Origin of the sequence: Enterococcus sp. DIV1083b, assembly GCF_051713705.1 — a bacterium.
In the GTDB taxonomy this organism is placed as follows: Bacteria; Bacillota; Bacilli; order Lactobacillales; family Enterococcaceae; genus Enterococcus_D; species Enterococcus_D casseliflavus.
In genome coordinates this window covers 2,365,387-2,376,853 of record NZ_JBIOQJ010000001.1, presented here as the reverse complement: position 1 = coordinate 2,376,853, position 11,467 = coordinate 2,365,387, and the positions used below count along the sequence as shown (strand labels likewise).

13 protein-coding genes are annotated in these 11,467 nt (G+C 44.9%); 11 read left to right on the top strand and 2 right to left on the bottom strand.

Annotated elements, in window-relative coordinates:
* The 7 genes from ilvB (at position 1) to IGI69_RS10950 (ending at position 7,527) form a co-directional block, all read left to right on the top strand.
* Positions 1-1,701 carry a biosynthetic-type acetolactate synthase large subunit gene (gene ilvB / locus IGI69_RS10980; protein WP_010749292.1) on the top strand — a complete coding sequence of 567 codons (1,701 nt, stop codon included), beginning with the start codon at positions 1-3 and terminating at the stop codon, positions 1,699-1,701.
* Between the two features lie 4 nt (positions 1,702-1,705).
* On the top strand, positions 1,706-2,182 hold the full coding sequence (gene ilvN, locus IGI69_RS10975; RefSeq protein WP_005229349.1) for an acetolactate synthase small subunit: 477 nt from the start codon (positions 1,706-1,708) through the stop codon (positions 2,180-2,182).
* 50 nt (positions 2,183-2,232) lie between these two features.
* On the top strand, positions 2,233-3,222 hold the full coding sequence (gene ilvC / locus IGI69_RS10970) for a ketol-acid reductoisomerase (protein WP_438740824.1): 990 nt from the start codon (positions 2,233-2,235) through the stop codon (positions 3,220-3,222).
* 11 nt (positions 3,223-3,233) lie between these two features.
* Positions 3,234-4,487, top strand: a complete 1,254-nt coding sequence (gene ilvA, locus IGI69_RS10965) for a threonine ammonia-lyase IlvA (protein ID WP_034695989.1) — start codon at positions 3,234-3,236, stop codon at positions 4,485-4,487.
* Between the two features lie 163 nt (positions 4,488-4,650).
* Positions 4,651-5,700, top strand: coding sequence for a hypothetical protein (locus tag IGI69_RS10960; protein WP_438740823.1), 1,050 nt, complete (start codon positions 4,651-4,653; stop codon positions 5,698-5,700).
* Positions 5,701-6,960, top strand: coding sequence for a tetratricopeptide repeat protein (locus IGI69_RS10955; RefSeq protein WP_115232576.1), 1,260 nt, complete (start codon positions 5,701-5,703; stop codon positions 6,958-6,960). It begins immediately after the preceding gene.
* A 9-nt stretch (positions 6,961-6,969) separates the two neighbouring features.
* Positions 6,970-7,527, top strand: a complete 558-nt coding sequence (locus IGI69_RS10950; protein ID WP_005229358.1) for a YpiB family protein — start codon at positions 6,970-6,972, stop codon at positions 7,525-7,527.
* A 44-nt stretch (positions 7,528-7,571) separates the two neighbouring features.
* Here IGI69_RS10950 and IGI69_RS10945 read toward each other — a convergent pair whose 3' ends face one another.
* Positions 7,572-8,477: a YitT family protein gene (locus IGI69_RS10945; protein WP_128432492.1), complete on the bottom strand. Its 906-nt coding sequence runs from the start codon at positions 8,475-8,477 to the stop codon at positions 7,572-7,574.
* A 137-nt stretch (positions 8,478-8,614) separates the two neighbouring features.
* On the opposite strand from IGI69_RS10945, the gene IGI69_RS10940 reads away from it, so the two are divergent.
* The 4 genes from IGI69_RS10940 to IGI69_RS10925 all read left to right on the top strand — a co-directional run bounded on the left by IGI69_RS10940 (position 8,615) and on the right by IGI69_RS10925 (position 11,068).
* On the top strand, positions 8,615-8,965 hold the full coding sequence (locus IGI69_RS10940; protein ID WP_005231912.1) for a nucleotide pyrophosphohydrolase: 351 nt from the start codon (positions 8,615-8,617) through the stop codon (positions 8,963-8,965).
* Positions 8,952-10,166 (top strand): CCA tRNA nucleotidyltransferase, encoded by a 1,215-nt coding sequence (locus IGI69_RS10935; protein WP_005229364.1) that lies wholly within the window; start codon positions 8,952-8,954, stop codon positions 10,164-10,166. The genes IGI69_RS10940 and IGI69_RS10935 overlap by 14 nt, the downstream gene beginning before the upstream one ends.
* Before the next feature lie 7 nt (positions 10,167-10,173).
* Positions 10,174-10,542: a thioesterase family protein gene (locus IGI69_RS10930; protein WP_005229366.1), complete on the top strand. Its 369-nt coding sequence runs from the start codon at positions 10,174-10,176 to the stop codon at positions 10,540-10,542.
* Positions 10,543-10,609: 67 nt separating this feature from the next.
* Positions 10,610-11,068: a hypothetical protein gene (locus IGI69_RS10925; protein ID WP_005229368.1), complete on the top strand. Its 459-nt coding sequence runs from the start codon at positions 10,610-10,612 to the stop codon at positions 11,066-11,068.
* Between the two features lie 34 nt (positions 11,069-11,102).
* Here IGI69_RS10925 and IGI69_RS10920 read toward each other — a convergent pair whose 3' ends face one another.
* Positions 11,103-11,378 (bottom strand): hypothetical protein, encoded by a 276-nt coding sequence (locus IGI69_RS10920; protein WP_005229370.1) that lies wholly within the window; start codon positions 11,376-11,378, stop codon positions 11,103-11,105.
* Between the last annotated feature and the right edge of the window lie 89 nt (positions 11,379-11,467).

The window sequence follows — 11,467 nt, the reverse complement described above, 5'->3', positions numbered from 1 at the left end:
ATGGAAAATATCGAGTATCAAGCATCGCATCTAAGGACTGGCGCACAAGTATTAGTGGACAGCTTACAAGAGCAAGGCGTCGAAATGATCTTTGGCTATCCGGGCGGCGCCGTCCTGCCGTTATATGATCAATTATATGATGCAGCGATTCCGAATATTTTGACGCGTCACGAGCAAGGCGCGATCCACGCCGCTGAAGGCTATGCCAAAGCTACTGGCAATGTTGGGGTCGTTTTAGTGACGAGCGGACCAGGTGCTACAAATGTCGTCACGGGCATTGCCGATGCTATGAGTGATTCCGTACCATTGGTAGTTATCACGGGACAAGTGGCGGTACCAGGAATTGGCAAAGATGCCTTCCAAGAGGCGGATATTCTGGGTATCACGTTGCCGATCACGAAGCACAACTACCAAGTCCGCTGTGTCGATGAGCTGCCAAAAGTGATCGCTGAAGCCTTTCATATCGCTTCCACAGGGCGAAAAGGACCGGTTGTCATCGACCTTCCGAAAGATATTACCTTACAAGAAACCGCTGAAACCTGCTCGTTGCCAATCACAAGGAAAAGCTATCAACCAACGGCAGAGCCTTCCCGTCTGCAAATCGAAAAACTGATGCAAGTCTTGGAAAAAGCTCAGCGACCAGTGGTATTGGCGGGTGCAGGCGTGATCGCTGCCGAAGCTGCGGCTGAACTAAATGCATTTATTGCCAAGTACAAGTTGCCGACAGTGACAACGTTGCTTGGCTTAGGCTTACTGCCAAGTGATCATCAATTTTTCTTAGGCATGGGCGGTATGCATGGCACCTATGCGGCGAACATGGCTTTATCAGAAGCCGATTTGATTATCAATATCGGCTCTCGCTTCGATGATCGCTTAGCAACGGCCGGCAGTCAGTTCGGCAAGCAGGCCATCGTTGCTCATATCGATATTGACCCAGTGGAGATCGGCAAGATCGTAGAAACAAAGATCCCAATCGTCGGCGATGCCAAGGCTGCTTTGCAGCAAATGCTGCGGTACCCACCAACAAGAGGAACCTGGACGACTTGGTTGGATCTATGCCAAAAACGGAAAAAGGAAAAACCTTATCGCTATGATCGCACTCAGACACAAGAAATCAAACCACAAAAAGTCATCGAAGAAGTAGGGCGTTTGACCAAAGGAGAGGCTTACGTCATCACCGATGTTGGTCAGCATCAAATGTGGGTCGCGCAGTATTATCCTTTTCGCTTTCCCAAACAATTGATCACCAGTGGCGGACTAGGGACGATGGGCTATGGCATCCCTGCAGGAATCGGCGTTCAATTTGCTCATCCAGAAAAAATGGTCGTGGTGTTCGTTGGCGATGGTGGATTTCAAATGACGAACCAAGAATTTGCGATTTTGAATGAGTATGGCTTGAATGTCAAATTTGTGTTATTGAACAACTGCTCTTTAGGAATGGTTCGCCAATGGCAAGAAACATTCCATGGCAAGCGGCGCTCTGCCTCCGTTTTTGCGCAGCAGCCTGATTTTGTCAAACTGGCACAGGCTTATGGCATTGAAGGCTGTCGGATCGATGCCCCAGAGCAACTGGCTGATCAATTGGCAGCAGCTTTTTCTCAAGCAGGGCCGCAGCTGATCGAAGTAATGGTCTCGCCATCTGAGCATGTGCTACCGATGATCCCACCGGGGAAAGCCAATCATGAAATGATGGGGGTCTAAGGGGATGAAACGGGTATTAGCAGCAATCGTCCATAATGAAGCAGGTGTTTTGAGCCGTATCACGAGTGTCTTAAACCGCCGGCAGGTCAATATCGAGAGTATCTCTGTCGGCACAACGGAACGGCCAGAATTTTCACGAATGACGATCATTGTCAACGTGAACGATTTGGCAGAAACAGAACAAGTGACTAAGCATTTGAACAAGCAGATCGATGTCTTGAAGGTTTCTGATATTACAGAAGTTCCTCATATCGAACGGGAGCTGGTGCTGATCAAAGTCAATGCGCCAACCACAAGCCGTTCGGAGATCCAAGCAGTGATCGATCCATTTCGAGCACACATTGTCGATGTGGCACTGAAAACGATCGTTGTGCAAGTTGCCGGCGATACGAAAAAGGTAGAAGCATGCATCGAAGTTTTACGTCCATACGGCATCAAACAATTGGCACGGACGGGTGTCACTGGCTTTACAAGAGGGTAAGTGCAATTTTGAATTGATTAAAATAAAGAAAGAATTCGGAGGAAACAAGTATGGTAAAAGTATATTACAACGAGGAAGTTACAGATAATCTAGGAGACAAGAAGATTGCGATCGTCGGCTACGGCTCTCAAGGGCACGCTCATGCGCAAAATTTACGGGACACAGGTCATGAAGTCTTTATCGGCATTCGTGAAGGAAAGTCAGCAGAAGCTGCAAGAAACGACGGATTTGAAGTCTTTCCAGTAGCCGAAGCCACTCAAAAAGCGGACGTAGTCATGATCTTGGCACCCGATGAGATCCAAGGATCGTTGTATAAAAATGAGATCGAACCGAATCTTTCTGCCGGCAATGCATTAGCATTTGCGCATGGTTTTAATATTCATTTTGATGTGATCGCGCCGCCAGAAGAGGTGGATGTGTTCCTAGTTGCGCCTAAAGGACCGGGCCACTTGGTGCGTCGAACCTTTACCGAAGGGTTTGCGGTGCCAGCCTTATTTGCAGTCTATCAAGATGCGACTGGCAACGCACAAGCGACAGCTTTATCTTATGCAAAAGGCATTGGTGCCACACGGGTCGGCGTTTTGGAAACGACCTTTAAAGAAGAGACCGAGACCGATCTTTTCGGGGAACAAGCCGTACTTTGTGGCGGTTTGACCAGCATGATCGAAGCTGGCTTTGAAACATTGGTAGAAGCGGGGTACCAACCGGAATTGGCTTATTTTGAAGTTTGTCATGAATTGAAACTGATCGTTGACTTGATTTATGAAGGAGGCTTCAAAAAAATGCGCCATTCGATCTCGAATACGGCTGAGTATGGTGACTACGTTTCTGGTGATCGGGTGATCACTGCACAAGCCAAAGAAAACATGAAAGCCGTATTGACAGACATCCAAAACGGCCAATTTGCGAAAGGATTCATTGAAGACAATCAAAACGGCTTCCCTGAATTCCATAAAATGCGTGAGGAAAACGGCAATCATCAAATTGAAAAAGTCGGCAGCGAGTTACGGAAAATGATGCCGTTTGTTGCGAAAGATTAGGAGGGACGCGTTTGTTGGTGACAGTTTCTGCAATCGAACAAGCCTACGAGCGACTGCGGGGAGCAGTGAGTCATACGCCGCTGCAGTATGATCGCTTTTTATCTGAGAAGTATCAAGCGACGGTCTTGTTGAAGCGAGAGGACTTGCAAAAAGTCCGCTCCTTCAAATTACGCGGTGCCTACTATGCGATCACCCAGGCAGATCCTGAACTGACTCGTCGTGGCGTCGTCTGTGCCAGTGCCGGGAACCATGCGCAAGGTGTTGCTTATACCTGTCAAGAACAGCAGATCCGAGCGGTTATTTTCATGCCGACAACGACGCCACAGCAAAAAATCGCGCAAGTCCTCTTTTTCGGTGGAGATTATGTCAAAATCGAATTGGTGGGAGATACGTTTGATGCGGCAGCCCAAGCGGCTAAACACTTTGCAAAAGAACAGCAAATGGCTTTCATTGCTCCCTTTGACGATCCTAATATTATCGCAGGACAAGGAACCGTTGCTGTAGAGATGCTGGCGGATGCTGAAAAAAAACAAGTAACGATCGATCTGGTCGTGGCAGCGATTGGCGGGGGCGGCTTGATCAGCGGAACCGCAGCCTATTTGAAAGAAAAGCAACCGAAGATAAAAGTTGTTGGAGCAGAACCTGTAGGGGCAGCCTCGATGCAAGCCGCCTTTGATCATCAAGGACCAGTGGCACTGGAGCATATTGAAACCTTTGTGGATGGTGCAGCGGTCAAACAAGTCGGAGCTCAAACCTATGCCCATGCCAAACGTTACGTGGATCAATTGGTAGCTGTGGAAGAAGGCGCAATCTGTCAAACGATTCTGGAATTGTACAGCAAGCAAGCGATCGTCGCTGAACCAGCTGGTGCCTTGAGTGTGGCAGCTTTGGATCTGATCAAAGAGCAAATCAAAGGCAAAACAGTCGTCTGTATTGTGAGTGGTGGTAACAATGATAGTTCCCGTATGGCAGAGATCGAAGAGAAATCACTGATCTATCAAGGATTGAAACATTATTTTATCGTCAATTTCCCACAACGTCCCGGTGCGTTGAAGGAATTTGTTAGCCATGTATTAGGTCCCGATGATGATATCACTAGGTTTGAATATACAAAAAAAATCAATCGTGGAACAGGACCAGTAATGCTGGGAATCTTGTTGAAACACAAAAAAGATCTCCCCGCATTACTGTCACGAATTGAACAGTTTGACCAAAACTATATCAACCTTCAGCAAAATCAATCACTCTACTCACTTTTGGTTTAAGAAAAAACATGATTTTCCTTTGGAAGAAGAGGAAATCATGTTTTTTGCTTTTTATCGGATCATTGAACCAATCACAGGAAAATACTTCCTAATCATTAGCGATTTAGTAGGTGTTTAAGCGGCTTCTTGTTATAATAGGAAGTAGTAGCAAAGGAGTGAGCCGATGGAAGCTGTTTTTTTCCGAAATGAACAAGAAACCCAAATTTCTTATGGTGAAACACTAGCATCGGTCATGAGAGAACAGTCGATCGAGCCGCAGCAGGTGATCATTTTGACGAATCAGCGCTATTATGACCGCTTTTCAGAAAAATTGACCCGCCTGTTTTTGCCACGAGAGGTCAATTGGTATATTTGTACCAATCAAATGTATTGCAACAACTTTAGCGAGTTTAAAGCTGCAATGGATTTCTTCGGTCGCTTTTCAAAACAAGAGCCGCTGTTGATCGTCGGCTTTGGGAATGAAGGCGTGTTGGCATTGAGCAGTTTTATCCACGCGACGTCGGTTCTGACGACACAGCTTTGGCTGATTCCCGTTTCCTTGCGAGCCTTAGCTAAAAGTGTGAAAGAAACAGCGATCGTTGTGAAAAAGCCAGATATCCCGATGCTGGAAAATCCTAATACACCCGAATTTGTTATTTACGATCAGACGATCGCAGAAAAACAGATCGATGGGAAATTGGTCGATTTTTTGACTCTGATTCGTTGTGGCGCGCTTGCCGATAGTGATTTTTTAAAAGAGCTTTATCGAACCTATCCCAGTCATCAGGCGTTGATGAGACATTCGTTGGCTGCGTATACCGATCGGTTGATCCAACTATACCAGCAATCAGGCAGCGAATTGGAGGAGTTTGGCCAACTCTTTGCCGATGCTGCTTATCGAACGGAAAATGGGCACTTGCTGTCTGATGCGATGAAATTATTCTTTGGCTTTTTGTTTCATTTTATGTGGACAGTCCAGCAGCAGCAATTGACTGTCGATCTGCCCGTGTTCTGCCAATGGCTTGCCCGATTGGGTTTTCCTATCGAATTGCCCGAGTCTTTTTCATTAAGCGAATATTTTAGTCATGTACTGGAATTGCAGCAAAAAGAAAAAAAACTGTTATTTTTGGCAAAAGTTGGTACAATAGGGGGCAGAACAAAAATCGAGGAAAAAGATCTCGTCCAGACGATGGAGACTTATCAGCGATTAATCAATGAGATTCGAGGGGTTTAAATGGAAACATATAGTGAAAAAATGTTAAAAGCATTAGCCGCGGAAGAACTGGCTGAAGCACAATTAAATTTTACCGAAGCTCTGCAAAAAGATGATGATGAGACATTAGGCGCTTTAGGTGATGAACTATTGCAGATCGGTTTTTTGGAAGAGGCGAAAACGTTATTTGAAACCTTGCAGCAACGACATCCTGATAATGAAGCTTTGCTGCTTCCTTTAGCAGAAATTGCGATGGAAGAAGACCAGATCGAAACGGCTTTTGCCTATATTGATCAAATACCACCGACCAGTGAAGCGTATTTGCAAGCCTTGCTATTGAGTGCGGATCTTTACCAATTGATCGGTATCCCTGAAGTTAGTGAAGCCAAACTAAAAGAAGCGCAAAGCATTGTGCCAGATGAACCTTTGATACGGTTTGCCTTAGCTGAGTTAGCCTTTTCGACTGATCGCTATCAAGAAGCCGTTGACCTTTATCAAGGATTGCTGGAAGAAGAAATCACGGATATTTCGGGGATCTCGATCGTTGAACGGACTGGTACATCATTGAGTATGGCGGGCAAGTTTGAAGAGGCATTGGAATATTTTGAAGCAAGCCTAGAAGACGAACAGACCGATGAGCGTCTTTTTCAAACAGCTTTAGTCTATTTGCAGCTAAAAGAAAATGAACAAGCGATTCGCTACTTGCAGCAGTTGCGGGTCATGAATCCGCAATACCGTGCCTTGTATCTTTATCTTGCAGAAGCATTGCAAGAAGAAGAGCAGCTGGAAGAAGCGCAGCGTGTGATCGAAGAAGGGATTCATGAAGATCCATATCAAGTGGATTTCTATCATTTTGCTGCCGAGAATGCTTACCGACTTCATGACAGTGAAGCAGCAGAATCATTTTTACTAAAAGCATTGGAGACTGGTGACAAAGAAGATGATACGTTACTGACCTTAAGTAATTTATACTTGAATGAAGAGCGTTGGCAAGAAGCGATCTTGACCATCGAACGAATGGAAGACGATGAACAGCCGCATGCCCTTTGGAATTTGGCGCAAGCGTATAATGCGCTGGAAGATTTTGACAAAGCAGCAAACTATTACGAAGAAGCCAATGCTGATTTGCACCATGAGCCAGCATTTATGAAAGAATATGGCATTTTCTTACGTGAAGAAGGGCGTTTACCTGAAGCACTTCATTTGCTGCAACATTATTTGGCGCATGAGCCAGGTGATTTAGAAGTACAGTCGATCGTGGAGGACTTATTAGAAAGATAGGTGAGAGAAATGAACATCAATGTACAAGAAAAGAAAAAGTTTCTTAATTGGTTAGTTTCGACCGTTTCCTTCAGCCGCCGAGAAGTCTCTTGGGTGTTAAACTATCTGGCGAACCATGAAGCGATCTTGACCAATGTTCATTTTGTAGAAGGGGCAGCCGCAGCCAAACGGGGCTTGAGTGTCCGCAGTACAGAAATTGGGGGCGAACCGTTTGTCTTGAGCATCGAAGGGCAGACCTTTTATGACATTGATCAGATTTTTCATGAGATTCGCATGAATTGGAAACAACCCTTGTATCTTGAATGTCTCTTCCCAGATTCTTGGTCGCAATCCTTTTATTTAGCAGTTTTAGAAGACAATCCTTATGAACGTTGGAACGACCACTTGGATCAAGAAATGACCCAACATGTTACCCAGTATCTTGAAAAAGAAGAAACAAAAACCAAAATCGATACCTTGTATCGGCAAATCGATCTAGCCTTGGAAAATGGGGATCGTGATGCCTTCTTAGAACTTTCCGATGAAGTAAATCGACACTTGCTCCAGCAAAAAGAAGAAAGCCGGTAACAAGCAAAAAGCAGCCCTTTAACCGGGGCTGCTTTTTTCAGTCTCTATTTTGTTTTAGGAACAGCGGTTTTGCGCTGTAAGAACCGCGACTTAGGTCTTAAGTAGGTAAAGCCTTCACCTTCGACTTCATGGACATTAATGACAGAAACAAACGCTTGCGGATCAAAGTCATGAACGATACGCTTGACTTCAGAAATCTCCCGCCCGCTGACCACCATATAAATGATTTGTTTCGACACTCTTGAGTAAGCCCCTTCGCCCTGTAAAAACGTGACGCCTCGTTCTAATTCATCCATTAAAACAGGAGCCATCTCTTCGCTGTGATTGCTGATCACTAAGATCCCTTTGGCTGAATAGCCGCCATCTAGGATCGAATCGATCACGCGCGTGAAGACATAAGAAAAAATCAAGGTATACATCATGCGGTTCAAATCTATATAAGTCAAAGAAAGCAACAGGACGAACACATCAAAGATCAAAAGGGAACGACCGATTGTCACCCCAAAGTTTTTCTCTAAAATACGTGCCAATACATCGACTCCGCCAGTCGTTCCCCCGACCTTGTAGACGATCCCACTACCGATCCCTGCAATCAAACCAGCCAAGAGCGCAACGATCAGCAGATCGTGCTGCAGATCGATCAATAGGGGAACACTCTGCCAAAATGCCAACCAAAAAGACAAACCAAAAGTTCCTAAAATCGTATACACTAATGAGCGTCGACCAAGAATTTTGCCACCGATCAAAATGATTGGAATATTTAAGATCAGTGTACTGATGGCAGGATTGATTCCCCATAAGGCTCGCAGGATCAAGGTGATCCCCGTCACACCGCCTTCTGCTAAGTCATTTGGGATATTTAGATAGACTAGACCGAAGCCATAGATACTTGTACCAAAAATAATCAAAACAATATCGCGAATCGTTCGCCATGAAAAAAATGCCCGCATCCTGTTTCCTCCGTTATTCAACTTCCACAAGTATCAATGTAGCACGAAATCATTGAATGCACAACAAATCCTGAAGGGGGCTCTATCTAGGCAGGCAGCCATTCTTTTGGTAAGATAAACGAGAAAGGGTGGAGAAAATGACAGAAAAACGTTCTTTGGCATCGATGCAAGAAGAAGTCGATGCGTATATTCAGCAATTCAAAACTGGCTATTTCAGCCCCCTCGCCCAAATGGCTCGTTTGACCGAAGAAGTCGGCGAATTGGCGCGAGAAGTGAATCACTATTACGGGGAAAAAAATAAAAAAAGCGATGAAGTTGAAAAAACAGTGGCAGAAGAGCTCGGTGATGTACTCTTTGTGACGATGATCATGGCCAATTCACTAGACATCGACCTGACTGAAGTGTTTGAGGAAAATATGGCAAAATTCAATCAGCGGGATGCGTATCGTTTTGAAAGAAAAGATGGGAAAGTAAATGAAACTGACTAAACTACCAAAAGAATTTGCAGAAGCTGCACCGCTTTTAAAAAAAATCGAAGCCGCAGGCTATGAAGCATACTTTGTCGGCGGCAGCGTGCGAGACACGATCTTAGGCCAGCCGATTCATGATGTCGATATTGCTACCAGTGCATTTCCAGCCGAAATCAAGGCGCTTTTTCCTCGAACCATTGACATTGGCATAGAGCATGGGACGGTGTTGGTTTTGTGGGAGCAGGCGCAGTATGAGATCACTACGTTTCGAACGGAAGCAGCCTATCAAGATTACCGCAGACCCGACAAAGTGGATTTTGTCCGTTCCCTGAAAGAAGATCTAAAACGGCGGGACTTTACCATCAATGCGTTGGCACTTCAAGAAGATGGTGTCATCATTGATCTTTTCGATGGTCTGGCAGATATCGATAATCAGATTTTACGAGCAGTGGGTCACCCCCAGGAACGTTTCCATGAGGACGCCCTACGAATGATGCGGGGGCTGCGTTTTGTCAGTCAATTGGGCTTTGTTTTAGAAACAGAAACATTGGCTGCTATCCATGCGAATCATGCCTTGTTGGGAAAAATCTCTGTTGAACGGATCATGATTGAATTCGTGAAATTGCTGTTAGGCAATCATCGGAACCAAGCACTACGGGCGCTAGTAGAAACCGAATGCTATATCTATTGCCCAGGCTTGCGGGAATACGGTGAGGCGTTACTGCGGATGGCAGACCTGCCAGCGATCCCATTAGAAAACGAAACGGCGGCCTGGGTTTTGCTCATTGACCAAATGGGTTTAGCGCCAGAGGCAGTCCGCAGCTTTTTAAAAGCTTGGAAATGTTCCAATGACTGCATCCGCCAAGTACACACGGCTTATCAAGCACTGCTCGCGCGTCGAAACGGCGAATGGAATGACCTAGTGTTGTATCAGTTCGGTCTAGAAGCAACCTGTTTAGCCGAAGGATTATTGCGTTATGACAATCAGCCCAACGATCCAGCAAAAATCAGTCAGCGCTATCAGCAGCTGCCGATCCATTCACTGAAGGAGTTGGCGATCAATGGACGTGATTTACTACAAACGATCGATCGTTCTTCTGGTCCGTGGCTCAAAGAAGTCTTGACCGCTGCCGAAGCTGCAGTCATCACACGAAAAATCCCTAATGAAAAAGAAGCACTATTAGCGTTTGTCCAAGCGTATTTAGCAAAGGAGGGATAACTGAAAAATGGAAAGCAAAAAAGAATTTATCGTGGGACAGCAAGACACTGCGGCTGTTTTGGGTTCTGGGGGATTAGACGTTTTAGCAACCCCACGATTGGTAGCAATGGTGGAAAACACCTGTTGGGAAGCCCTTGAGCCTACTTTAGATAAAGGGTTTACTACCGTCGGTACAAAGTTTTCGATCAATCATTTGAAGCCTTCACCAGTTGGAGCGACAATCACAGTTCTTGTGCAGTGGGAAAAAGAACAGGGGCTCCAATTTCATTATCAGGTAATAGACGCGAAACAACAGATCATTGCCAATGGGACGCATCAACGAGCAGCAGTGGAAATCTCTCGGTTTATGAAAAAAGTCAACGAAAAACAAAGTTAATTTGTGTCCCGATGGCGACTATGTGTTAGAATTAAAGTGTATTACTAATAAAAAGGAGCGTTTTGTCATGGCTAGAGAAATGAAAGCTTTAAAATTTTACTTCCGTAATGGAGAAACATGGACGATTGAGCGCCGTTACATCGGTGACTTGTGGATCAAACAAATCACGACCAGTTTTGGCCGCATCCACGGAAGCGAATTTGTTGAGATTCATCCATGTGCTGGGTTCAAAATTGAAATCTTCCAAGAAGGCGATCATGTGGCAACGCATGACATCAACTTAGGTGGGCTTGAATTAGGGATGTTTGCCCGTGCGTTGAAATATGAAGATATCGAACGGATGGAAATTCTTTACCGTAACGGTACACCGGATCTTGTGTATTTCCCATATAAGGACAAAGATACGGAAGGATTGGATAACGTATACCAATCAACAAAAATCAGTGAGAAAACGAAGAGCCTTTATATCGTGATCGACCCGAACCAGACAGTCGATGATGTTTATAAAGAACATTTCGAAGAATAAGAAAAACGCAGAACCAGTTGGTTCTGCGTTTTTTTTAGAATGATTCTTGGAACATATCCGTATACTTTTTTAATAAAAGATAATCTTCGGCATATTCATCTTTTAAAACGATCGTATCGCCAAAGAAACTCTTACGCGCATGTTGGATGATACGATGCTGAATATCTTTTTCTAAAAGGTAATCGATCTCAGACTGTTTCAGGTTTTGTGCAGCAGTCGCCCGATTCTTTTCTAAATATTGCAGCAAATCGTATTCAAGGTGTCCCGCACCGTTGATGACTCGTTTGTATTCGATTTTGTCAATTTTCATCTGCTCACACTCCTTGCTATTAAAGTACCTTAGAAAAGAACAAAGGGGGAGGTGGGCGAATCGAAATTACATAAATCTTTAAAAAATGG